Annotated in this window: 23 protein-coding genes; 22 read left to right on the forward strand and 1 reads right to left on the reverse strand. The window is 63.3% G+C overall.

All coding sequences use genetic code 11. The features are described 5' to 3' along the window. Positions 1-103 precede the first annotated feature (103 nt). The 14 genes from murJ to trmB all read left to right on the forward strand — a co-directional run bounded on the left by murJ (position 104) and on the right by trmB (position 13,750). A complete protein-coding gene (murJ, locus tag VFL62_RS00835; RefSeq protein ID WP_325170480.1) occupies positions 104-1,651 on the forward strand; it encodes a murein biosynthesis integral membrane protein MurJ in 1,548 nt (515 codons plus the stop codon). A gap of 71 nt (positions 1,652-1,722) precedes the next feature. After that, positions 1,723-2,775: a tryptophan--tRNA ligase gene (gene trpS, locus VFL62_RS00840; RefSeq protein ID WP_325170481.1), complete on the forward strand. Its 1,053-nt coding sequence runs from the start codon at positions 1,723-1,725 to the stop codon at positions 2,773-2,775. 145 nt (positions 2,776-2,920) lie between these two features. Further along, positions 2,921-3,415, forward strand: a complete 495-nt coding sequence (locus tag VFL62_RS00845) for a universal stress protein (RefSeq protein WP_325170482.1) — start codon at positions 2,921-2,923, stop codon at positions 3,413-3,415. A gap of 112 nt (positions 3,416-3,527) precedes the next feature. Beyond that, positions 3,528-4,097, forward strand: a complete 570-nt coding sequence (locus VFL62_RS00850) for a NifU family protein (protein WP_325170483.1) — start codon at positions 3,528-3,530, stop codon at positions 4,095-4,097. An 88-nt stretch (positions 4,098-4,185) separates the two neighbouring features. Next, on the forward strand, positions 4,186-4,881 hold the full coding sequence (tsaB, locus tag VFL62_RS00855; RefSeq protein WP_325170484.1) for a tRNA (adenosine(37)-N6)-threonylcarbamoyltransferase complex dimerization subunit type 1 TsaB: 696 nt from the start codon (positions 4,186-4,188) through the stop codon (positions 4,879-4,881). Next, the gene (rimI, locus tag VFL62_RS00860) at positions 4,878-5,363 is read left to right on the forward strand and encodes a ribosomal protein S18-alanine N-acetyltransferase (protein ID WP_325170485.1); all 486 of its coding nucleotides are present in this window, start codon (positions 4,878-4,880) and stop codon (positions 5,361-5,363) included. Before tsaB ends, rimI begins: the two co-directional genes overlap by 4 nt. A gap of 236 nt (positions 5,364-5,599) precedes the next feature. After that, entirely contained in the window at positions 5,600-6,049 is a 450-nt protein-coding gene (locus tag VFL62_RS00865) for a Fur family transcriptional regulator (protein ID WP_325170486.1), read from the forward strand. A gap of 40 nt (positions 6,050-6,089) precedes the next feature. Continuing rightward, entirely contained in the window at positions 6,090-7,496 is a 1,407-nt protein-coding gene (gene miaB / locus VFL62_RS00870; RefSeq protein ID WP_325170487.1) for a tRNA (N6-isopentenyl adenosine(37)-C2)-methylthiotransferase MiaB, read from the forward strand. Positions 7,497-7,695: 199 nt separating this feature from the next. Next, positions 7,696-8,691 carry a PhoH family protein gene (locus tag VFL62_RS00875; protein WP_325170503.1) on the forward strand — a complete coding sequence of 332 codons (996 nt, stop codon included), beginning with the start codon at positions 7,696-7,698 and terminating at the stop codon, positions 8,689-8,691. A gap of 47 nt (positions 8,692-8,738) precedes the next feature. Continuing rightward, positions 8,739-9,245 carry an rRNA maturation RNase YbeY gene (ybeY, locus tag VFL62_RS00880; protein ID WP_325170488.1) on the forward strand — a complete coding sequence of 169 codons (507 nt, stop codon included), beginning with the start codon at positions 8,739-8,741 and terminating at the stop codon, positions 9,243-9,245. A gap of 165 nt (positions 9,246-9,410) precedes the next feature. Continuing rightward, entirely contained in the window at positions 9,411-10,517 is a 1,107-nt protein-coding gene (locus VFL62_RS00885; protein WP_325170489.1) for a hemolysin family protein, read from the forward strand. After that, positions 10,514-12,118: an apolipoprotein N-acyltransferase gene (gene lnt / locus VFL62_RS00890; RefSeq protein ID WP_325170490.1), complete on the forward strand. Its 1,605-nt coding sequence runs from the start codon at positions 10,514-10,516 to the stop codon at positions 12,116-12,118. The genes VFL62_RS00885 and lnt overlap by 4 nt, the downstream gene beginning before the upstream one ends. Before the next feature lie 279 nt (positions 12,119-12,397). Then, positions 12,398-12,814 carry a helix-turn-helix transcriptional regulator gene (locus VFL62_RS00895; RefSeq protein WP_325170491.1) on the forward strand — a complete coding sequence of 139 codons (417 nt, stop codon included), beginning with the start codon at positions 12,398-12,400 and terminating at the stop codon, positions 12,812-12,814. Positions 12,815-13,033: 219 nt separating this feature from the next. Further along, the gene (trmB, locus tag VFL62_RS00900; RefSeq protein ID WP_325170492.1) at positions 13,034-13,750 is read left to right on the forward strand and encodes a tRNA (guanosine(46)-N7)-methyltransferase TrmB; all 717 of its coding nucleotides are present in this window, start codon (positions 13,034-13,036) and stop codon (positions 13,748-13,750) included. Positions 13,751-13,756: 6 nt separating this feature from the next. On the opposite strand, the gene VFL62_RS00905 is transcribed toward trmB, so the two are convergent. Then, the gene (locus tag VFL62_RS00905) at positions 13,757-14,836 is read right to left on the reverse strand and encodes a DUF2336 domain-containing protein (RefSeq protein ID WP_325170493.1); all 1,080 of its coding nucleotides are present in this window, start codon (positions 14,834-14,836) and stop codon (positions 13,757-13,759) included. A gap of 507 nt (positions 14,837-15,343) precedes the next feature. Between VFL62_RS00905 and rimP the strand changes: the two genes are divergently transcribed. The 8 genes from rimP to VFL62_RS00945 form a co-directional block, all read left to right on the forward strand. Then, the gene (rimP, locus tag VFL62_RS00910; RefSeq protein ID WP_325170504.1) at positions 15,344-16,075 is read left to right on the forward strand and encodes a ribosome maturation factor RimP; all 732 of its coding nucleotides are present in this window, start codon (positions 15,344-15,346) and stop codon (positions 16,073-16,075) included. A 3-nt stretch (positions 16,076-16,078) separates the two neighbouring features. Continuing rightward, positions 16,079-17,689, forward strand: coding sequence for a transcription termination factor NusA (gene nusA, locus VFL62_RS00915; protein ID WP_325170494.1), 1,611 nt, complete (start codon positions 16,079-16,081; stop codon positions 17,687-17,689). A gap of 22 nt (positions 17,690-17,711) precedes the next feature. After that, positions 17,712-18,407, forward strand: a complete 696-nt coding sequence (locus VFL62_RS00920) for an RNA-binding protein (RefSeq protein ID WP_325170495.1) — start codon at positions 17,712-17,714, stop codon at positions 18,405-18,407. Between the two features lie 46 nt (positions 18,408-18,453). Next, complete coding sequence (gene infB / locus VFL62_RS00925) at positions 18,454-21,066, forward strand: translation initiation factor IF-2 (protein WP_325170496.1); 2,613 nt, start codon at positions 18,454-18,456, stop codon at positions 21,064-21,066. 148 nt (positions 21,067-21,214) lie between these two features. Continuing rightward, positions 21,215-21,628 carry a 30S ribosome-binding factor RbfA gene (gene rbfA / locus VFL62_RS00930; protein WP_325170497.1) on the forward strand — a complete coding sequence of 138 codons (414 nt, stop codon included), beginning with the start codon at positions 21,215-21,217 and terminating at the stop codon, positions 21,626-21,628. Continuing rightward, positions 21,628-22,734 carry a tRNA pseudouridine(55) synthase TruB gene (truB, locus tag VFL62_RS00935; RefSeq protein ID WP_325170505.1) on the forward strand — a complete coding sequence of 369 codons (1,107 nt, stop codon included), beginning with the start codon at positions 21,628-21,630 and terminating at the stop codon, positions 22,732-22,734. The genes rbfA and truB overlap by 1 nt, the downstream gene beginning before the upstream one ends. A 2-nt stretch (positions 22,735-22,736) precedes the next feature. Beyond that, complete coding sequence (gene rpsO / locus VFL62_RS00940) at positions 22,737-23,006, forward strand: 30S ribosomal protein S15 (RefSeq protein ID WP_325170498.1); 270 nt, start codon at positions 22,737-22,739, stop codon at positions 23,004-23,006. Between the two features lie 334 nt (positions 23,007-23,340). Next, a partial coding sequence (locus tag VFL62_RS00945) for a polyribonucleotide nucleotidyltransferase (protein ID WP_325170499.1) occupies positions 23,341-24,473 on the forward strand: 1,133 nt, incomplete at its 3' end.

Genomic DNA, 24,473 nt, shown 5'->3' on the forward strand with positions numbered 1-24,473 from the left:
TCTGTCCTGACGAGGCGTTTGAGGCTGCTCACGGTGGTAGCCGCCTATCACGATCCCCGGGACCGAGGCAAACTCAATCCAGCACTCTGCTATAGAAAAGGCCATGATTCGCTCGTTTCTGACGGTCTCGACGGGAACGCTGGCCTCGCGCCTGCTGGGCTTTGCGCGCGATGCCATGGTCGCCGCGCTGCTTGGTGCAAGCCCGGTGGCCGATGCGTTTCTGGTGGCATTTCAACTCGTCAACGTGGTGCGGCGGCTGCTGACGGAAGGCGCGCTGAACAACGCGCTGGTGCCAGCCTGGCTTGCCGTCAGGGAAACAAGAGGCACTGATGCGGCGGCAGCCTTCGCCGGCCGCGTGCTCGGCACCATCAGCGCCGCGCTGATCGGGGTGACCGTCATCGCCGGCGTTCTGATGCCCTGGATCATCGTCGCGCTGGCGCCGGGCTTTGCCGGCAAAGAGATGCTGCATCTGGCCGTCAACGATGCGCGCCTGATGCTGCCCTATCTCGCCTTCGCAGGACCGGCGGCTGTGACCATCGCGCTATTGAACGCGCAAGGCCGTTTCGCGCTGACGGCATTTGCGCCGCTGTTGTTCAACGGCGCGCTGATCGCGGCGATGATCGTGCTGATGCTGCAGCGATGGGACGCTGCGGAGACCGCGCTTGCGATCGCCGCCACGGTCGGCATCGCCGGATTCCTGCAGTTGTTGATCCTGATCGGGCGATCGCGCGGTACCCATTTCGCGACCCCATTGCGTATTGGTTTCGACGCGGAAATGCGCGGCTTTCTCGTCAAGGCCATTCCTGGAATGGTGGCGGGCGCCGGGCCGCAACTGCTGATCGTGGCCAGTGCGATCGTCGCATCAGCTTCGCCATCCGCGGTGTCGTGGCTCTATTTCGCCAACCGTCTGATCGAACTGCCGCTCGGCATCGTCGGCGTTGCCGTTGGTGCCGTGCTCGTGCCTGAACTGGCGCGTAGCGTCCATACCGCGGATTCGGCTGCGGCGGCGCGCGCTCAATCGCGCGGCCTGGAATTGGCTATTGGGCTCGCGCTGCCGGCGACACTTGGCTTGATGGTGCTGAGCACATCGATCGTACAGCTCTTGTTCCAGCATGGCGCATTTACCGCAGCCGACAGCGACGGCACGTCGGCGTCCCTGCGATGGCTTGCGCTTGCCCTCCCCGCGCAGGTTCTGGTCAAGGCGCTGTCGCCAGCATTCTTTGCCCGTGGAGATACCGCCACGCCATTATGGTCCACCCTCAAAGGCCTTGCGGTGACGATTGCGCTCGCGGTCGTGCTCGGCCGGCTGTTCGATGTCCGCGGCATCGCCGCGGCCATTGCGCTCGGCGGCTGGAGCAGCGCGCTCGATTTGGCCCGGCGCGGCCTCGCCACCTTCGGCCTCGCGATCGACGCAGTTGCGCACCGGCGGCTATGGCGCATTGTGGCGGCCGCGCTCGCGATGGGGGGATTGTTGTGGCTCGCGGCGCCGCCGGTGCTGGCCTTAAGCGGAAACCACGCCGGACCGCTGCATTTCTTCCTGGTTGCGGCGCTGATCGTCGCCGGCATGACCGTCTACGGCTTGTTTCTGGCCTTGTTCGGCGTGCTGCGCTGGGCTGACGCGATCCGCAACTTGCGCCAAAGCCGGGCCTGAAAGCTTGCGCGGCCAAGACTTGCATGGCAATGGACGACGCAACAAATGGCTAGCTGTTCGGAACACTGATCATGGCGATTGTTGAACGGGTTTTTTCAGGCGTGCAGCCGACCGGTAACTTGCATCTCGGCAATTACCTCGGCGCGATCGTCAATTTCGTGAAGCTGCAGGAAACGCACAACTGCCTCTACTGCGTGGTCGATCTGCACGCGATCACCCAGGGCATCGACGTCTGGGGCGGCCCGGCCGAACTTGCGCGCAACACGCGCGAGGTGACTGCGGCTTTCATCGCCGCGGGCATCGATCCAAAGAAGCATATCGTGTTCAACCAGAGCCAGGTGACCGGCCATGCCGAACTCGCCTGGATCTTCAACTGCGTCGCCCGGGTCGGCTGGCTGAACCGCATGACCCAGTTCAAGGAGAAGGCCGGCAAGGACCGCGAGAACGCATCGGTGGGTCTTTACGATTATCCCGTGCTGATGGCGGCCGACATTCTGCTCTACCGCGCCACCCATGTGCCGGTCGGAGAAGACCAGAAGCAGCATCTCGAGCTGTCGCGCGACATCGCACAGAAGTTCAACAACGACTTCAGCGATTCCGTTCGCAGCCACGGCTTCAACGATGGAGTTTTTTTCCCGCAGCCGGAGCCGTTGATCACGGGACCGGCGACGCGGGTGATGAGCTTGCGCGACGGCACTAAGAAGATGTCGAAATCCGACCCGTCGGATTATTCGCGGATCAATCTTACCGACGATGCCGACACCATCGCGCAGAAGATCCGGAAAGCGAAGACCGATCCCGAGCCGTTGCCGTCGGAGGAAAAAGGTCTGGAGAGCCGCCCCGAGGCCGACAATCTCGTCGGAATTTTCGCGGCGCTGTCGGGCCGAGCCAAGGTCGATGTGCTCGCTGAATTCGGTGGCGGGCAGTTCTCCAGCTTCAAGAATGCGCTGGTCGAGCTTTGCGTCGCAAAGCTGTCGCCGATCGCGTCCGAGATGAAACGGCTGGTCGCCGATCCCGGCCATGTCGACGCCATCCTGGTCGATGGCTCCGATCGGGCGCGAGCCATTGCCGATGAAACCATGAAACTCACGCGGGACATCGTCGGCTTCATTCGGAAACATTAGTTCCGAGAGAATTGCCGCGGCGCACCGCGGTGGCGCCGCACGCAAGTCAGGTTCAGATTTTGCGAAAACCGCGCCGCGCTCCGCTTGTCGTGGATGGCCACGCCATGGCAGCATGCGATCAGCTTGTTGCAGCTTCGGAACATGCATGACCACCCAGCGACGTAGCTACGAGACGGGTCACAAGCCGAAATGTCTCGTCATCGTTGACGACACCGCGGAATGGGATCGTGCGGTTCGTTATGCAAGCCGCTGGGCGATTCGCGCCGGCGGCGGCGTCGTGATGCTTCGCATCATCGAGATCGAAGATCAGAATCAGCAATGGCTTGGGGTGGCCGACATCATGCGCGCCGAGGCGATGGAGGACGCCAATGCGGCGCTGGATCGCGCCTCCGGCCGGGCCAACGGCATTGCCGCGATTACGCCCGAGCGCGTGATCCGCGAGGGCAACCCGGCCGAGCAGGTGGTCGACGTGATCGAAAAGGACGTCGACATCGCCATGCTGGTTTTGGCGGCCAATCCCGGCCCCGAGGGCCCGGGACCGATCATCACGGCGATGGCCAATGCGGTCGGGACCTTCCCGATCCCCATCGTGATCGTTCCCGGCGGGCTCAGCGATTCTGAAATCGACGCGCTTTCGTAAGCACTTAGACGGATTTCGAGGCCGATTTCCGCTCTTGACCGTGCGTTCCCGATCGCCATTTGATAGAGAGACCTCACGCATTGGCCTTGAACCAATGTTGCCGGAGAAAACCATGTTCATTCAGACCGAAGCCACACCCAATCCCGCCACCTTGAAGTTCATTCCGGGCCGCACCGTGCTCGATGGCGGCACCATGGAATTTACCAGCCGGGAGGCCGCGAGCCGCTCGCCACTGGCCGAAAAGCTGTTCAGCGTACCCGGCGTGACCGGCGTGTTTTACGGGTCGGACTTCGTCACCGTCACCAAGGACGACAGCGACTGGCAACACCTCAAGCCGGCGATCCTCGGCGCCATCATGGAGCACTACATGTCGGGCGCGCCGCTGCTCGCCGACGGCAGCGCTGGCAGTGACGAGGCAACTGACGAGGCCGACGAGTTCTTCAGCGAGGCCGATGCCGAGACGGTCGACATGATCAAGGACCTGATCGAAACCCGGGTGCGCCCAGCGGTCGCCAATGACGGCGGCGACATCACCTTCCGCGGCTTCAAGGACGGCATCGTCTATCTCAATATGAAGGGCTCCTGCGCGGGCTGTCCTTCCTCCACCGCGACCCTGCAGCATGGCATCCAGAACCTGCTGCGCCACTTCGTGCCAGAAGTGGTCGAAGTGCGGCCGATGTGATGGAGACGCGAATAGTGAATAGCGAATGGCGAATGATTGTTGATGGTCTTGCATTCGCTACTCGCCACTCGCTATTCGCCTCGTCTCCATGCTGATCCTTGCCATTGATACGGCGCTTGATGCCTGCGCCGCCGCGGTGCTCGATACCGAGACCGGCAAATTGATCGCGCAGGAATCGCAGGCCATGAAACGCGGCCATGCGGAGGCGCTGATGCCGCTGATAGCGCGCGTGATCGCGGCGTCCGGGACGGCCTTCACCAACCTTGGCCGCATCGCCGTCACCACGGGCCCCGGAAGCTTTACCGGGCTTCGCGTTGGGCTGTCGGCGGCGCGCGGCATTGCACTCGCCGCCAATATTCCCGTGGTCGGCGTCACCACGCTCGCGGCCTATGCCGCGCCGATCGTCAGCCAGAACGCGGAAAATCCGGTGATTTCGGCGATCGATGCGCGGCATGACCATATCTACCTTCAAGTCGTTGCCGGCAACGGAAGTGCATTGGTGAGGCCATGCATTGCGTCGATCTCGGAAGCGCTCAACGCCTGGCGGTTCGGCGCGCCGCATATCGTCGGCAATGCCGCGAGCATTGTCGCCGAACGCTGGCCTTCGCACGCCGTTGCGCCTGCCAAGGTCGAGCCGCAGGCCGCGCCCGACATCGCATGGGTCGGATGGCTCGGCGCGGCGGTCAGTCCGAACACGGCCCCCGCGCGACCGTTTTATCTGCGCGCACCCGATGCCAAGCCGGCAAAAGAACACCTTGCGGGCGCGGCGCCGGTTTCGCCATGATGACGTGGTTATCCGAGTTGTGGGGCAACCAGCCGGCAGTGGTCGAACCGGCGAGTTTGCGCGATGCGACGGCGCTCTCGCAGATTCATGGCGCCTCGTTTCATCGCGGCTGGGGCGAGAGCGAATTCGAGCGCATGCTGACGGAACGCAACACGCTGGTCCATCGCTTGCGAATGGGACGGAAAACCATCGGCTTCTCAGTGTCGCGGATCGGCGCCGACGAAGCCGAAATCCTGTCGATCGCCGTGGCCGAATCCCATCGCGGCCGCGGGCTTTCGAACAAGCTGTTGTTGACCCACCTGGGTCACCTCGCCGGCCGGGGCGTCCGGACGGTGTTTCTGGAAGTCGAAGAAAACAACCAGCCGGCCCGCCGGCTGTATGAGGGGGCCGGATTTGGCATCGTGGGCCGCCGCGAACGCTATTACCGGCAAAGCGGTACCGAAGCGCTGGACGCGCTTCTGATGCGGCGCGACTTGTCGTGACATCCTAGTGGTCCGAATGTAACGTTCGCATCCCTTCGAGGCAGGCACTTTTGCGAACGTTATATTCAAAGGACCACTAGCAAATTTATACTTCTAGTGGAGCTTGGTCTTAGACATTCGCTTGACGAACAAGCGGCGACCTAGGTAGCGAATGTCAAAGCCGCTCCACTAGCGATGGCAGAACGTGATATGATGATCGATGATGGCTGCAAACCTGTTCTGGTGACATCCGGAAAATGACCTCGCTGAAACCCAATCCCGCGCTCGCAACCGGCGGCATCGAGGCGCGCTGCGCCGCCACCGGCATGCGCATGACCGAGCAGCGCCGTGTGATCGCGCGCGTGCTGGCGGAAGCGGAGGATCATCCCGATGTCGAGGAACTGTACCGTCGCTGCGTCGCGGTCGACGACAAGATCTCGATTTCGACGGTCTACCGCACGGTCAAGTTGTTCGAGGACGCCGGCATTATCGAGCGGCATGATTTCCGCGAGGGCCGCGCCCGCTACGAGCAGATGCGCGACAGTCACCACGATCATTTGATCGACCTGCGCGACGGCAAGGTGATCGAATTCACCTCCGAAGAGATCGAGAAGCTGCAGGCTGAAATCGCCCGCAAGCTCGGCTATCGCCTGGTCGATCACCGGCTGGAACTCTACTGCGTTCCGCTCGACGACGATAAATCGTGACGGCGCGCGAACGCCGCCTTTTCGACCAACGATCGGTTCCATGAAGCCCCGCAAACTGCACATCAAGTCCTATGGCTGCCAGATGAACGTCTACGATGCTCAGCGCATGGTGGACACACTGGCGGGCGAAGGCTTTGTCGAGACCGCGAGCGTCGACGATGCCGATCTCGTCATCCTCAACACCTGTCATATCCGCGAGAAGGCCTCCGAGAAGGTATATTCCGAGCTCGGCCGGCTGCGCGTGATGAAGGACGAGGCGGCGCGCCAGGGCCGACGCATGAACATCGCGGTCGCGGGCTGCGTCGCGCAGGCCGAAGGCGAAGAGATCGTCAACCGCGCGCCTGTGGTCGATGTCGTGGTGGGGCCGCAGAGCTATCATCATCTGCCGGAACTGCTCGCGCGTGCCGAAAAACACGGCCGCGCGCTGGAGACGGAATTTCCGGCCGAAGACAAATTCGCATTTCTGCCGCCGCCGAAGCCGGAGCTGATCCGCGCGCGCGGCATCTCCTCGTTCGTCACCATTCAGGAAGGCTGCGACAAGTTCTGCACCTTCTGCGTGGTGCCCTATACGCGCGGCGCCGAGGTCTCGCGGCCGGTTTCAAAGATCATCGATGACGTGAAGCGGCTCGCCGATCACGGGGTTCGCGAAATCACGCTGATCGGTCAGAACGTCAATGCCTATCACGGCGAGGGACCGGATGGCCGCACCTGGTCGCTCGGCAGGCTGCTGCGTCGGCTCGCTGAGATCCCCGGGATCGTCCGCCTGCGCTATTCCACCAGCCACCCCCGCGACATCGACGAGACACTGATCGAGGCGCATCGCGATATTCCCGCGGTGATGCCGTTCGTGCACTTGCCGGTGCAATCCGGCTCGGACCGCATCCTGGCGGCCATGAACCGCAAACATACCGCCGATGACTACCGCCGCTCGGTCGAGCGATTCCGCGCCGTCTGCCAAGACATTGCATTTTCATCGGATTTTATCGTTGGTTTCCCCGGCGAAACCCGGGAAGATTTTCAGGCCACACTCGCTCTGGTCACACAAATCGGTTACGCTGGCGCCTATTCGTTCAAATATTCGCCGCGGCCGGGCACGCCGGCGGCGGACATGCAGGAGATGGTGCCAGCGGACGAAATGGACGAGCGATTGGCGCGACTTCAGGAATTGATCGACAGCCAGCAATCGGCCTTCAACAGGGCCGCGATTGGGACCACTGTCGATGTGTTGTTCGAGCGCGCGGCGCGGAATCCGGGCCAGATCGTCGGCCGAACCGCCTACCTTCAGCCGGCGCACGTGATGGCGCCGGAATCCATCATCGGCCAGGTGCTGCCGGTCCGCATCGACAGTCTCGAGCGCTACAGCCTCTTGGGCGAGCTGGCGGCCCCTCCGACCGCGCCTCAGCCGCAAGCTTCCATCAATTCGCCTGAAACGGTCATCGGAGCCTGAACCCTTGCCCAAGAGCGCATCGGATTCACCTTCACTCGCTCATGGTGCCGACTTGAAGTTTCCGCATGGCTGGCAGCGCACTGGTTCAGGAAACTTAGCTTTACCGGTGCTCATCACTTTTCGGGGTGCGTAACAGATGGCCTCCGCGACAGAATACGAACCCCGCAAAGTGAGCACCAGCCGCAGACCTGACCGCGACATGCAAGTACCGCCCGAGACCCAGTTCGTCATCGATTTCGACGACAACCGCGCCGCATCTGCGCTGGTCGGACCCTATGGCCAGAATCTTGCGTTGATCGAGCGTCGGCTTGGCGTCGTCGTCGACTCGCGCGGCAACCACATCACGGTCGCCGGCTCTCGCGACGGCTGCGATGCGGCGCGACGCGTGCTGGAGGCGCTGTATGCCCAGGCGGTGAAGGGACAGGACGTCGATCAGGGCGAAGTCGAAGGCGCGATCCGTGCGGTGATCGCGCAGGGCTCGCTATTCGAATTCGATCCCAAGGTTGCCAAATCCTCGTTCGACACCATCAATCTGCGCAAGCGCCCGGTGCGGGCACGCACGGCCGCCCAGGATTCCTACATTCGCGCGCTCAAGCGCCACGAGCTGGTATTCGGTATCGGCCCTGCCGGCACCGGCAAGACCTGGCTCGCGGTGGCGCATGCCGCACAGCTGTTCGAACGCAAGGAAGTCGACCGCATCATCCTGTCGCGTCCGGCGGTGGAAGCCGGCGAGCGGCTCGGCTTCCTGCCCGGTGACCTGCGCGAAAAAGTCGATCCGTATTTGCGGCCGATCTACGACGCGCTGTACGACCTGATGGATGCACGAATTGTCGAACGCGCGCTGCAGACCGGCGAGATCGAAATCGCGCCGCTCGCCTTCATGCGTGGCCGCACGCTCACCAACGCTGTCATCATCCTGGACGAGGCGCAAAACACCACGTCCATGCAGATGAAGATGTTCCTGACCCGCCTTGGCGAGAACAGCCGTATGATCGTTACCGGCGATCCGTCCCAGGTCGACCTGCCGCATGGCCAGGCCTCGGGTCTCGCCGAAGCCGTCAAGCTGCTCGAAGGGGTCACGGGCATCGCCCAGGTCCGCTTCACGGCCGAAGACGTGATCCGTCACGAGCTGGTGGCGCGGATCGTGGCGGCCTATGAAGGGCTGCCGCAACGGCCGGCGCCCGACAAGACGTGATTGCGGGAACCGCCGCGCGCGCGGATCAAGATCGAATTACAAAACTCATGGCGTCGTCTGCCCTTCCGATTACCGAAATTCTCGTCGTTGCCGATTGCTGGCAGGCGGAGCCCGAGGCCGAGGCCGTGATCGAACGCGCGATCGCGGCCGCAGCCGAATTCGTCAACGCCGATGTCGGCGACAGCGAGCTTGCGGTCATGCTGACCGACGATGACGGCATTCAGACGCTGAACCGCAACTGGCGCGGCATCGACAAGCCGACCAACGTGTTGTCGTTTCCGGCGTTGCCGCCGCAAGGCACGCGAAAGCCCGGCGATGCGCCGCGCATGCTCGGCGACATCGCGATTGCCTATGAAACCACGCGCCGCGAGGCCGATGACGAACAAAAGCCGTTCCAACATCATCTAAGCCACCTGGCGGTGCATGGCTTCCTGCACCTGATCGGCCACGACCATGAGCAGGATCAGGAGGCCGAAACGATGGAAGCGCTGGAGCGCGAGATCCTGTCGCAGCTCGGCATTCCCGACCCCTATGCGGAGCGGGGAAATCACTAGTGACCCGATTCCAGCATTCGCACCCCTTCTCAGCAGCAGCTTTTGCGAATGCTGGAATCATTGGGATCACTAGAATAAAAATTTGTGCTAGTGCCCATGACTTTCCGAAGTTCGTCAAAGGTGGGCGCTGCGGTGGTGCACGAACTTCGGAAAGTGGGCACTAGAATGCCGGACTCCGACCCGACCCACGACAATCCGCGCACCACGCGCAACCTACCGGCGGTGGTGCAGGAGGGCGAGATCATGCGCCCGGCCGCGGACAACTGGCTGACGCGCGCGATCCGTACGCTGTTTGGCTGGAAACCGGGATCGGTCCGCGACGACCTGCAGGTTGTGCTCGACACCTCGACGCCCGACGAGGTCGGCTTTTCCGCCGTCGAGCGCACCATGCTGCGCAACATCCTGTCGCTGCACGAGCGGCGGATCGCCGACGTCATGATCCACCGCGCCGATATCGTCGCGGTCAAGCGCGACATTGCACTCGGCGAATTGATGAGCCTGTTCGAAAGCGCCGCACATTCGCGCCTCGTCGTCTACAACGAGACCCTCGATGATCCGGAAGGCATGGTCCACATCCGCGATCTCCTCGCATTCATGACATCGCGTGCCGCCAAGCCCAAGGCCAAGTCGAAAGCCAAGAAGCCGCCTGCGGCGGGCCTCGACCTGCGCGCGGTCGATCTTTCGATGCCGCTGTCGGAGGCCAACATCATCCGCAAATTGCTGTTCGTGCCGCCGTCGATGCGCGCCATCGATCTGCTGGCGCAGATGCAGGCGTCGCGTATTCATCTGGCGCTGGTGGTCGACGAATATGGCGGGACGGACGGGCTGGTCTCGATCGAAGATATCGTCGAGCAGATCGTCGGCGAGATCGACGACGAACACGACAGCGACGAGCCGCCGGCCGTGGTGCGGCAGGCCGACAACTCCTTCATTGCGGATGCGCGCGCGAGCCTGGATGATGTGCGTTCGGTGATCGGCGACGAATTCGTGACCGGCGCGGCCGGCGAGGAAGTCGAGACGCTCGGTGGTTTCCTCGTGACCCATGTCGGCCGGCTGCCGGTGCGCGGGGAAGTGATCTCCGGTCCCGGCAATTTCGAGATCGAGGTGCTTGATGCCGATCCGCGGCGCGTCAAGCGCCTGCGCATCGCCCCGCGCAAGGAGCGCCCGCCGCTGCGCGCCCAGCGCGAAAACCGCCGCCGCGAGCCGACACAGGACAATACGCAACCGGGCGATCAGACCAGCCCGCCGGGAGACGGAGCTGCCTCATCGTGACGGCTCCCAGCAAATTTCGCTCCATCGGACTGGCGATCATCCTGACCTGGGGCTGGAAGCGCGCGCTTCTGGCGCTGCTCGCCGGCGCGCTGTCCTCGCTCGCGATGGCACCGTTCAATGCCTGGCCGATCCTGTTTCTGACCCTGCCCGTCGCGGTGTGGCAGATCGACGGCGCCGCGGCGGGACGCTGGCGCGGCGTGCCGGCCGCCGCGCTGACCGGCTGGTGGTTTGGCCTCGGCTATTTCGTGCCCGGGCTTTACTGGATCGGCTACGCCTTTCTGGTCGACGCACCGACCTTCGCCTGGCTGATGCCATTTGCGATCCTGGGACTGCCGGCCTATCTCGCGCTGTTCATGGCGCTGGGTTTTGCGCTGGCGCGACTGCTATGGACCCGCGATGCCTCGCGCGTGATCGCGCTGGCCGCAAATCTGACGATGAGCGAGTGGCTGCGCGGCCAGGCACTGACGGGCTTTCCGTGGAACGCGCTCGGCTACGCCTTGAGCGAACCGCTGGCGCTGGCGCAAACCGCATCGCTGATCGGGCTGTGGGGGCTGACGTTTCTCGCCGTCGCGATTTTCGCAAGCCCAGCCGTGCTGATCGACGGCACATCGCGCGGACGCAAGCCCTGGGTGGCGCCGGCGCTGGCGCTCACGGTGTTGCTCGCAATGACGGTGTTTGGCGCGATCCGCCTCACCCGGCAGCCGACCGTCATGCTCGCGAACACCAAGCTGCGGATCATGCAGCCGGACCTGCAGCAGGACGCGAAGTTCAACTACGGCGCCAAGGCCGAGGTGATGAAAAAATACCTCACGCTGTCCGATCGCGCCTCCGGTCCGCAATCGACCGGCGTGAAAGACGTCAACATCCTGATCTGGCCGGAGTCGGCGTTTCCGTTCTTCCTGACCCGCGAGGCCGACGTGATGGCGGAGATCGCCGATCTCCTGCCGAAGGGAACGGTGCTGATCACGGGATCGGTGCGCGCGCCCGACGTGCCGCCCGGCACGCGGATCACCCGCGCCTATAATTCGATCTACGTTATCGATCACGACGGCAATGTGCTCTCGGTCTACGACAAGCTCCACCTCGTGCCGTTCGGCGAGTTCCTGCCGTTTCAGAACCTGATGGAAAAAATCGGCTTCGAACAGCTGACGAAGGTTCAGGGCGGGTTCATTCCGGGCGCCCGAAGGCGCAGCATGGATGTGCCGAACGCGCCAAGAATGCTACCTCTAATATGCTACGAAGCGATCTTTCCCGGCGATGTTGTCGAACGCGGCGATCGGCCGGGCTGGATCGTCAATCTCACCAATGACGGCTGGTTTGGAATTTCAACCGGCCCCTATCAGCACTTGCAGCAGGCGCGGTTGCGCGCGATCGAACAGGGCCTGCCGCTGGTTCGCGCCGCAAATACAGGCATCTCCGCCGTGATCGACCCGTTGGGCCGCGTGGTGGCGCAGCTGGGGCTTGGGCTTGAAGGGGTGCTCGATTCCCGCCTGCCGGCCGCGATCGCGCCGACGCCTTATGCGCGCACCGGCGATATTCCGATCGCAATCCTGCTCGCAGGGGCATGGCTGTTCGTGATTCGCCGTCGCAGCGCAAAATAAGTGGGCAGCGTCATTTTGGTTCAGGGTTCGCCCTCGACTTTCCTTTGACGACATCGGCAGCTGAGGCATAATCCGCTTCTAGTGGCGGTCCAGACGTCCGCATCATTGGTGGCGCGAGCCCATCATGCGGCCTTCTGAATCAAAGCCACACTGGATCAATAGGTTTGCTGGTGTTCTTTCGATTCCGAAGTTCGAAACGCGGCTCCGAAAACCGTTGCGAATTTCGGAATCAGGGCACTGGTGCAGTGGCAGCACCCGCGGTCTGGAGGAGCGTAGGCGATGTCAACCAAGGCGCCCGATCCTGTTGACAAATATGTCGGCAGCCGGGTGCGTATGCGCCGCATCATGCTCGGCATGAGCCAGGAAAAACTGGGCGAGGCGCTTGGGCTTACCTTCCAGCAGGTGCAGAAATACGAGAAGGGCACCAACCGCGTCAGCGCGAGCCGCATTCAGCAGATCACGGAAATCCTTCAGGTGCCGGTGTCGTTTTTGTTCGAGGGCGGCCCGACCTCAACGACGAAAGCCGATCGCACTTCCGAGGCCGCTTCGCCCTCCTACGTTTCGGACTTCCTTGCGACCGCGGAGGGATTGGCGCTGACCCGCGCTTTCACCCGCATCAGCGACGCCAAGCTCCGCCGCAGCATCGTCGACCTCGTCGAACAGATCGCCGCCAACGGGAATCCCGACAAGCGCTAGCGCAGCGGCCTGAAACCAGCATCCCGGGGCGCGGTGCGCCCGTCATGCGGATTTCCAGGATCAGGCAGCAGCTTCGCCATTCTGAGCGCATCTGTCGCCCGCCCATTGCCCGAAACAACAATGATGATATTGAACCGGCAAACCGCATGACGAAGCCGCGACAAAAATGGCGCGGACGACCTCGATAGTAGTCCCTTCTTGAATTTGCCAGACGCTGCGATGAACGAACCAGACGGCGACAACGATGCCAGCTTGCAGGCGCAGCGCGCTTTCTTCGGCCGCCGCAAGGGCCACAAACTGCGCGCGCATCAGGCCGACCTGATCGCGCATCTATTGCCGAAGCTGTCGCTCGATATTTCCGGCCCGCAGCCGGAAAGCCTGAGCCGATTGTTCGGCACCCCCGTCGATGCTGTGCGGCTCGAGATCGGATTTGGCGGCGGCGAGCATCTGATCGCGGAGGCACAAGCCTTTCCGAACACCGGCTTCATCGGCTGCGAACCTTACGTCAACGGCATGGCGAAGATCCTGTCGTTGATTGAGGCCCACGGCGTGAAGAACATCCGGCTGTTTGCCGGCGATGCGGCGGAGTTGCTGGCCTGGTTGCCGGCAGGCGCGCTGGCACGGATCGATCTGATCCATCCCGATCCGTGGCCGAAACGCCGGCACTGGAAGCGGCGCTTCGTGCAGGACCTGACGATAACAGCGATGGCGCGTGTCTTGAAGAACGGCGGCGAGTTTCGCTTCGTCTGCGACATCGCCGACTATTGCGCCTGGACGCTTTGGCATTTTGCGCGTGCCCGCTCCTTCATCTGGACTGCGGAGCGCGCCCGCGATTGGCGCGAACCCTGGCCCGGTTACACGATGACGCGATACGGCCGCAAAGCGCAGCGAGAGGGGCGCCGCGCCGCCTATCTGATCTTCAGGAAGACTGGATAGATAACGTTATGCCGTTTCGCGGGTCCGCCAAAAACCGACCACGCGTTCGGCGGTCGAAGGCGATAGGCGCATGAAATTGGCGCGCACATTGTCGATATCGGCGGAGGCCGGTATTCGCGCCGGTCCGAGCCGCAGCAGCACCAAGGCGCGCACCGTCGCCCATTCCAGCCCGATGGCCTTGGCGATGATCAGGATCGGATCATGGCGATCGCCTGCCATCAGTCGATCGACCGCCGCGATCGGCACGCCGGACATGGCCGACAATGCGGCGACCGATTCGGTGTACCGGTAAGCCTTGGCAAAATCCAGCAGCGCGGTCTCGCTCAGTTCGCCGGCACGGTACAGCGACAGAATCGTGCGCTGCGCCGGCGCAAAATCCCTCTGCTTTTCCGCCTGCTGCTTGCCGGAAAGATCGCTCATCGCTTTGGCGACGGCCGCCTGCCGGGTAGGGTCGGCCATATCGAACAGCCGGCGTCGCACGACATCGACCGTTCCCGCCAAAAGCTCTTTTAGCAAGCGGTCGGGCAGATCGTTGCGCTGTCCGACGGTGATCGTCAGCACGCCGTCCTTGGCCGCACGCTTGACCAGTGCCGAATAACCGATCGGCGAAAAGGCCGCTCCTGTATTGGCCGCGGCACGGCGAATGACATCGCGCTCGCCGCGCTGGACCATGACATCGGTCAGGCCGGGCGAAAGGCTTGCACGCTCCGTCATGGCGAGCAGATGATCCTGGCCCTTGATGCGTGCGATCTCGACCAGCGCCTGCTCGTCCAGCACCGGTGAGCGGCGCAACACCGGACCCGCGACCGATATATTGTCTTCACGCGCGAGCTGACCGATCAGTTTCGGCGGCCCATTGGCGATCGCTGCAATGCGTTCAGCGATATCGGCGCGGGCGGCAAGCTCGGTTTGCGGAACGATGCCGGTCAAGAGGTGATCGAAGAGTTGGACGTGATGGGTCTGGAAGCCGGACGCGCCCTGCACGAACATCTCGGCAATGCCGCGGCTTACTTGCGCAAGGCGCTTGGGATCGCCCCGCGAAATCATCTCCTCCAACTCGGGGAGCAACGACGTGGCGACGCTCATGAAACTCTACCCAACCCGGCCATGCACCGTCGATCCCGAGCCCCGAGTGGTCCAATTCTAACATTCGCATCCCTTCTCAGCAGCGCTTTTGCGAATGTTAGAATTAGAAGGACCACTAGCAAATATAAGCTTCTAGTGGAGTTTTGGATTTGACGTTCGCTTCTCGAAATCGCGGCTAGGTGGGTAGCGAACGACAAATCCACGCCACTAGCGCAGGTCACCGGAAATCTAGGTGGGCGTAGTGAAGGAAGGGTTAGGGCAGGCTCAGCAAGGAGCCGAAAGGGGCGACAAAATTAATGGCGCCGGTGCGCTGCGGGCCTTGTCGGGTTGGCGAAAAACCGCTATATCCGCCTCAACTTACAGTTTCTCATACGGTCGCGTATCGAGAGTGGGCCCCCCGGGACCCGCTCTTTTTTATTACCTGAAGTCACCTCAGCCCGGTAGGCCTGAGAACCCGGGCAAGATGCGCGCCGAGACGACAGCAAGACCGGCAAATTGACCCTGGATATGACCGATCCGACGCCTGGTTCCTTTGACACCGACCTGCTCGACGAGCCGCGGCTCGTGGTCGAGCCGGGCGCCGCGGCGCGCGTGTCGGCGGTGGCCGCGCCGGTGTTGCACGGCATGGGCTATCGGCTGGTCCGGATCAAGATTTCGGGAGAAGCCGGCTGTACCGTCCAGATCATGGCCGAACGCCCCGACGGCTCGATGCAGATCGAGGATTGCGAGGCGATCTCGCGGGCGCTCTCGCCCGTGCTTGATATCGCCGACCCGATCGACCGGGCCTATCGGCTGGAGATTTCCTCGCCGGGGATCGACCGGCCGCTGGTGCGACGCTCGGACTTCGAACGCTTTGCCGGCCATCTCGTGAAAATCGAGATGGCGGTCGCCCATGAGGGACGCAAGCGCTTTCGCGGCACCATCGTCGGTGTCGAGGGCTCGGCGGTGCGGCTGAAGCGCGACGACATCAAGGCTGGCGAGGACGCGGACGTTCTTTTGGTGATGGAAGACATCGCCGAAGCCCGGCTTGTCCTCACCGACGAGCTGATTGCGGAATCGATGCGGCGCGGCAAGCAGGCCGAACGCGAATTGAAGCGCAGCCTCGGTCTCGAACCGCCGGCAGCGCCGCATGCCAATCGCAAGCCGGCCAAGAAACCGGCTCCAAAGAACACCAAACAACATCGCCTCGCCGCCGAGAGAGCGCGGCGCGGCGACATCGATCCTGTGAGAGGAGACTGAGCCATGGCCGTCAGTGCCAACAAGCTTGAATTGCTGCAGATCGCCGACGCCGTTGCGCGCGAGAAATCGATCGACCGCAGCATCGTGATTTCGGCGATGGAAGACGCCATCGCCAAGGCGGCCCGCGCCCGCTACGGCAGCGAGACCGACGTTCACGCTGAAATCGACGCCAAGAAGGGCGAACTGCGGCTGTCGCGCCACATGCTGGTGGTCGAGCACGTCGAGAACTCGGCCAACCAGATTTCGCTGGTCGATGCGCAGCGCGCCAATCCCGGCGCTCAGGTCGGCGACACCATTGCCGACACGCTGCCGCCGCTGGAATATGGCCGCATCGCGGCGCAATCGGCCAAGCAGGTGATCGTGCAGAAGGTGCGCGAGGCCGAACGCGACCGGCAATACCAGGAATTCAAGGATCGCATCGGCGATATCGTCAACGGCATCGTCAAGCGCGTCGAATATGGCAGCGTGATCGTCGACCTCGGCCGCGGCGAGGCCATCGTGCGGCGTGACGAGATGCTGCCGCGCGAGGTGTTCCGCAACGGCGACCGGGTCCGCGCCTATATTTTCGACGTGCGGCGCGAAACCCGCGGCCCGCAGATCTTCCTGTCGCGCACCCATCCGCAATTCATGGCGAAGCTATTCGCGCAGGAAGTGCCAGAGATCTATGACGGAATCGTCGAGATCAAGGCGGTCGCCCGCGATCCTGGCTCGCGCGCCAAGATCGGCGTCATCTCGCGCGATTCCTCGGTCGACCCGGTCGGCGCCTGCGTCGGCATGCGCGGATCGCGCGTGCAGGCCGTGGTCAACGAGTTGCAGGGCGAAAAGATCGACATTATTCCCTGGTCGCCCGATATCGCGACCTTCGTGGTCAACGCGCTGGCGCCCGCCGAAGTCTCCAAGGTCGTGATCGACGAAGACCGCGAGCGCATCGAGGTCGTGGTGCCCGACACCAACAACCAGCTCTCGCTGGCGATCGGCCGTCGTGGCCAGAATGTGCGCCTTGCCTCGCAGCTGACCGGCTGGGACATCGACATTCTCACCGAGCAGGAAGAATCCGAGCGCCGCCAGGCTGACTTCGAGAATTCCACGCGCGTATTCATGGAAGCGCTCAATGTCGACGAGGTCGTCGGCCAGTTGCTCGCGTCCGAAGGCTTCACCTCGGTGGAGGAGCTCGCGATGGTCGATATCCGGGAACTCGCCGGCATCGAAGGTTTCGACGAAGAGACCGCCAACGAATTGCAGGCTCGCGCCAAGGAATATCTGGAGCGGCTCGAGACCGAGCTTGAGAACAAGCGCAAGGAACTTGGGGTGGCCGACGAACTTAAGCAGGTGCCGGGCGTCACGTCGAAGATGCTGGTGAAATTCGGCGAGAACGACATCAAGACCGTCGAAGACCTCGCCGGCTGCGCCACCGACGATCTCGTCGGCTGGACCGAGCGCAAGGAAGGCGGCGAAACCACCAAGCACGCCGGCATCCTCGACGGCAGCGAAGTGTCACGCGACGACGCCGAAGCCATGATCATGCAGGCGCGCGTGCATGCCGGCTGGATCACGCAGGCCGAACTCGACAAGCAGACCGCGGAGGCCGCGGCCCCCGAAGGTCAGCCGGCCTGATGTCCGGAGCCATGCCGACGCCATGCTCGCCATCGCTGATCCGGAACTCGACCATGGGCCGCGGGCTGAGAAGTCCGCGACCATGCGGATGTGTGCGGTCAGGCGGGAAGTTCGGCCGATCGACGAGCTGATCCGTTTTGTGGTCGCCCCTTCCGGGGAGGTGGTCGCGGACTTGAAACGCAAGCTGCCGGGTCGAGGTCTCTGGATTTCGGCCTCCCGCCGGCTGGTTGCAGAAGCGGTCCGGCGTCACCAATTTAGCAGGGGTTTCAAACGCGACGTCCAGGTGGCGGCAACGCTGCCGGCGGACACCGAGGCGCTGCTGGAACGGTTCGTTATTGACGCCCTTGCCATGGCGGCCAAGGCCGGCCAGGTCATCTCCGGATTTGCCAAGGTTGAGGAGGCCCTCGCGCGGCAGGCGCCGGGCCTGGTTCGGGCGCTGATCCACGCCACCGACGGGGCGGCGGACGGAATCCGCAAGCTGGACGCTGTCGTTAGGCAAAATGGCGGGAATAACGACCATTCGGCCGAAGTTCGTATCGTTAATGTGCTGACATCGGCGCAATTGGATTTGGCACTTGGGCGGTCAAATGTGATACATGCTGCCCTGCTCGCGGGCCCGGCGAGCGATACGTTCCTGTCACGTAGCCAAATGCTGGTCCGATACCGGATGGCGGACGAGGACGGAACCGTGGCCACGGACAAGAATTCGCCGAATTGAAGGACCGTGCGGATGCGCACGGCAAGAACAGGATTAGGACTGCTGAATGGTTGATACCAAAACGCCTGGCGACAAGAAGCTCAGTGTGCCGACCAAGACCCTGTCGCTCAAGCCGCGGGTCGAGACCGGAACCGTGCGCCAGAGCTTCAGCCACGGCCGGACCAAGCAGGTCGTGGTGGAAAAGCGCGGCAAGCGCCGCGTCGGCGGCGATACCCCGGTCCCCGAGACCCATGCGCCCGAGCCGGTGGCCGCCAAGCCGGCGGCGGCAGCGCCTGCCGCCCGTACCGCGCCAGCCCCGGCTGCGCCGCGCGGCAATTCCGGCGTGGTGCTGCGTACGCTCACCGAGGACGAGCGTTCGGCCCGCGCCAGCGCGCTCGCTGATGCCAAGCTCCGCGACGTCGAAGAACGGCGCATCGCCGAGGAAGAAGCCAAGCGTCGTGCCAGCCGCGAAGGCATCGAGCAGGCCGAGCGTGAGGCCGCCGAAGCCCGCCGCAAGGCCGAGGAAGAACGCCACCGCCAGGACGAAGAAGCCAAACGCAAGGCCGAACTCGAGGCCAAGAAGCGTTTTGGCGAAACCGAAGCGCGCACCCCGGCCCCGGCCCCCACGCGTCCGGCAGCCCGGCCCCCGATTCCGGTCGCACGTGCGCCGGGGATCGCGGCCGACGCCTCCGACGAGGATGAAGGTCCGCGCCCGAGCCGGCGTCCCGGCGGCCCCGGCCGTCCCGCCGCCGCTCCGAAGACGACCGCCAAACCCTCGCCGCAGAAACAGCGCGGCCGCCTGACCGTCGTCACCGCGCTCGATGCCGACGACGTGCGCGAGCGCTCGATCGCCTCGTTCCGCCGCCGCACCCAGCGGCTCAAGGGACATCAGTCCAGCGAGCCGAAGGAAAAGCTGGTCCGCGAGGTGACGATTCCGGAAGCCATCACCATCCAGGAACTCGCCAACCGCATGTCGGAGCGGGCCGTCGACGTCATCCGCATGCTGATGAAGCAGGGCGCGATGCACAAGATCACCGACGTGATCGACGCCGACACCGCGCAACTGATCGCGGAAGAACTCGGCCACACCGTCAAGCGTGTCGCCGCCTCCGACGTTGAGGAAGGCCTGTTCGACGTGGTGGACGATTCCACCGATACCGAGCCGCGTTCGCCGGTCGTGACCGTGATGGGCCACGTCGACCACGGCAAGACCTCGCTGCTCGATGCGCTGCGCCATGCCAACGTGGTGTCGGGCGAAGCCGGTGGTATCACCCAGCATATCGGCGCTTATCAGGTCACCTCGCCCGAAAGCGGCAAGAAGATCACCTTCATCGACACGCCCGGCCACGCCGCGTTCACCGCGATGCGCGCCCGCGGCGCCAAGGTCACCGACATCGTGGTGCTGGTGGTTGCCGCCGATGACGGCGTGATGCCGCAGACGGTGGAAGCGATCAACCACGCCAAGGCGGCGAAGGTGCCGATGATCGTCGCCATCAACAAGATCGACAAGCCCGACGCCAGACCCGAGCGCGTGCGCACCGAACTGCTGCAGCACGAGGTTCAGGTCGAATCGCTCGGCGGCGAAGTGGTCGACGTCGAAGTTTCCGCCAAGAACAAGACCAATCTCGACCGTCTGCTCGAGATGATCGCGCTGCAGGCCGAAATCCTCGACCTCAAGACCAATTCGACGCGTCCGGCCGAAGGTACCGTGATCGAAGCCAAACTCGATCGCGGCCGCGGCCCGGTCGCCACCGTGCTGGTCCAGCGCGGCACGCTCAAGGTCGGCGACATTATCGTGGCCGGGGCCGAGATGGGCCGCGTACGCGCGCTGATTTCCGATCAGGGCGACACCGTCCAGGAAGCGGGTCCCTCCGTGCCGGTTGAAGTGCTCGGCTTCAACGGTCCGCCGGAGGCCGGCGACCGCCTCGCCGTGGTCGAGAACGAAGCCCGCGCCCGTCAGGTCACAAGCTATCGTGCACACCAGAAGCGCGAGAATGCCGCCGCCTCGGTTTCCGGCATGCGCGGCTCGCTCGAGCAGATGATGTCGCAGCTCAAGACCTCCGGCCGCAAGGAATTTCCGCTGGTGGTCAAGGCCGACGTGCAGGGTTCGCTGGAAGCGATCTTGGGATCGCTCGAAAAGCTCGGCACCGAGGAAGTGGCCGCGCGCATCCTGCACGCCGGCGTCGGCGGCATTTCGGAATCCGACGTCACGCTGGCGGAAGGCTTTAACGCCGCGATCATCGGCTTCTCGGTTCGCGCCAACAAGGAAGCGGCGGCCGCGGCCAAGCGCAACGGCATCGAGATCCGCTACTACAACATCATCTACGACCTCGTGGATGACGTGAAGAAGGCGATGAGCGGCCTGCTTGCGCCTACCTTGCGCGAAACCATGCTCGGCAACGCCCAGATCCTGGAAGTCTTCAACATTTCCAAGGTCGGCAAGGTCGCCGGCTGCCGCGTTACCGACGGCACCGTGGAACGCGGCGCCAATGTCCGCCTGATCCGCGACAACGTCGTCGTACACGAAGGCAAGCTGTCGACGCTCAAGCGCTTCAAGGACGAAGTGAAGGAAGTGCAGGCCGGTCAGGAATGCGGCATGGCGTTCGAGAATTACGGCGACATGCGCGTCGGCGACGTCATCGAGTGCTATCGTATCGAAACGATCCAGCGCAGCCTGTAAGTCTGAACCTTACGGCTTCGTTGGAAGTCTAAATCAAAAGGTCATGCCCCGCGGAGGCGGGGCATCCAGGTATCACCGGAATACTCTTGGCACGGCGTACCGGATCACCCGCTTTCGCGGGTGATGACGACCATCGGGATTTTTGACAATGCCCCGCCATCACAACAAGGGTTCCGCCGCCGGCGGTTCGCAGCGCCAATTGCGCGTCGGCGAGACCGTGCGCCATGCGATCGCCGAGGTCCTCGCGCAGGGCAACGTCCACGACCCCGATCTGGAAGGTCACATCATCACCGTCCCCGAAGTGAAGATGTCGCCCGACCTCAAGCTCGCGACAATCTACGTGATGCCGCTCGGCGGACGCGACACCGAAGTCGTGATCGCGGCGCTCAATCGCAACAAGAGGTTCCTGCGCGGCGAGATCGCGCATCGCGTTAACCTGAAATTTGCTCCTGAGATTCGATTCCGCGTCGACGATCGATTCGACGAAGCGGAACGTATCGAGAAATTACTGCGAACACCTGAGGTGCAGCGAGATCTCGCACCCGGCGAGGATGATGAATGATGACTGTGACGACCGCCGATCACCCAACCGAATCGCAAAACGTCGATTCGGCCGCGGCCGACAAAAATATTTTTTCGGAAGAGCGCGACGATGCGCGGCGCGTCAATAACGATCCGCGCCAGCAGCAACCGAAACAGAACAAACAGCCGCGCCGCGACAAGCGCGACGTCCATGGCTGGGTTGTGCTCGACAAGCCGATCGGCATGACCTCGACCCATGCGGTCGCGGTGGTGAAGCGGCTGTTTTCAGCGAAACGCGCCGGCCACGCCGGCACACTCGATCCGCTCGCCTCCGGCGGGCTGCCGATCGCGATCGGCGAAGCGACCAAGACCGTTCCCTTCGTGATGGATGGTCGCAAGCGTTATCGTTTCACCGTGACCTGGGGCGAGGAGCGCGTCACCGACGACACCGAAGGCCGGGTGGTCAGGTCGAGCGAGCTGCGTCCCACCGCCGAGGCGATCCGCGCACTGCTGCCGCAGTTTACCGGCCTGATCGAGCAGATCCCGCCGCAATATTCGGCCATCAAGGTGCAGGGCGAGCGGGCCTATGATCTGGCGCGCGATGGCGAGGCCGTCGAGCTGAAGCCGCGGCCGGTCGAGATTCACGAATTAACCCTTACGGAACAATTAGATAACGACCTCTCCGTGTTCGAAGCGGAGTGCGGGAAAGGCACTTATGTGCGGGCTTTGGCCCGCGATATGGGCCGGATTCTCGGCTGTTTCGGCCATATCAGCGCGCTGCGGCGAACGCTGGTCGGCCCGTTCGACGAAAACGACATGATTTCGCTGGAACAGCTCGAGGCTTTGTGCGATAGAGCCGCGTCCGGCGAGGGCAGCCTCGCCGACGCGCTTTTGCCCGTTGAGACCGCGCTGGACGACATCCCGGCACTGGCCGTCACTCGGGCGGATGCGGCAAGGCTCCACAGGGGCCAGGCCGTTTTGTTGCGCGGACGGGATGCGCCCAATTGTAGCGGCACAGTCTATGTCACGGTGGCAGGCCGTCTTTTGGCGCTTGCCGAAATTGGCAATGGCGAACTCATCCCCAAGCGCGTGTTCAACCTGACCGGGCTGACTGCCAGCCCGGCTCGCAACAACGAAAGTAACTGACGATGTCGATTACCGCCGAACGCAAAGCGGAAGTCATCAAGAAGAATGCCAACAAGGCCGGCGACACCGGCTCGCCCGAGGTCCAGGTTGCGATCCTGTCGGAACGCATCAACAACCTCACCGATCATTTCAAGAGCCACGTGAAGGATAACCATTCGCGCCGCGGCTTGCTGAAAATGGTCGCCACGCGCCGTTCGCTCCTCGATTACCTGAAGAAGAAGGACGAGGCGCGCTATCAGGCGCTGCTTGAAAAGCACAACATCCGTCGTTGAGCTTTTAGTGAAGTACACGCGCGTCATCTGGCGCGCGTTTTTGCATGATCGTTTGCCAGCCCGTTGTCGGGCTCGACGAAACGATGATGCGCAAGGGCAGAAAGCAGAAGCTGTCTCGCCCTTTTCAAGCGTCCAGCAGCAATCCGGCTCGCTGGGCGAAACGGGCAAGGTGCCCGTGATTGAAGCGAAAGGATGGATGCCATCCTAAAACCAGAAACCATGGCAGGATCGCCGGATGCTGACGCCGCGAGGCGTGCAGCATCCCGCCATCTTGCGCATGGTTTTTTGTTTTGTGGCGTCTCTTCTTTTCGCTAACTCATGAAAGAAGATTGCTATGTTTAAGACTCATTCGGTCGAGATCGATTGGGGCGGGCGTCCGCTCAAACTTGAAACCGGAAAGATTGCGCGCCAGGCTGGCGGCGCCGTCGTTGCCACTTACGGCGAGACCATCGTGCTGGCCACCGTGGTGGCCGCCAAGGCGCCGCGCGAAGGCGTCGACTTCCTGCCGCTGACCGTCGACTATCAGGAAAAGGCCTATGCCGCGGGCCGCATCCCCGGCGGCTATTTCAAGCGCGAAGGCCGCCCCACCGAAAAGGAGACGCTGGTCTCCCGCCTGATCGACCGGCCGATCCGTCCGCTGTTCGTCGACGGCTGGCGCAACGAAACCCAGGTGATCATCACCACGCTGTCGCACGACATGGAGAACGATCCCGACGTGCTGGCGATGGTCGCCGCTTCCGCGGCGCTGACGCTGTCGGGCGTGCCGTTCAAGGGTCCGATCGGCGCCGCGCGCGTCGGCTTCGCCAACGACGAGTTCATCCTCAATCCGACGCTCGATGAGATGACCGAGACACAGCTCGATCTCGTCGTCGCCGGCACCGCCGACGCTGTGCTGATGGTGGAATCGGAGGCCAAGGAGCTCAACGAAGACGTGATGCTAGGGGCCGTGATGTTCGGCCATCGCCACTTCCAGCCGGTGATCAATGCGATCATCGAGCTGGCCGAGAAGGCCGCCAAGGAGCCGCTCGAAGTCACGCCGATCGACAATTCCGCGATCGAAAAGGAAATGCTCGGCCTGATCGAGCAGGACCTGCGCAAGGCCTACGCCATTCCCGTGAAGCAGGACCGCTACGCCGCGGTCGGCGCCGCCAAGGAAAAGGCGATGGCGCACTTCTTCCCGGAAGGGCAGGAACCGAAATACGACAAGCTGCGCGTCGCCGACGTGTTCAAGTCGCTGGAAGCCAAGATCGTGCGCTGGAACATCCTCGACACCGGCAAACGCATCGACGGCCGCGACGTCAAGACCGTGCGCAACATCATCGCCGAAGTCGGCGTGCTGCCGCGTGCCCACGGCTCGGCGCTGTTCACCCGCGGTGAAACCCAGGCGATGGTGGTGACCACGCTTGGCACCGGCGAGGACGAGCAGTACATCGACTCGCTGTCGGGTACCTATAAAGAGCAGTTCAT

This window comes from Bradyrhizobium sp. (assembly GCF_035701725.1).
Classification (GTDB): domain Bacteria; phylum Pseudomonadota; class Alphaproteobacteria; order Rhizobiales; family Xanthobacteraceae; genus Bradyrhizobium.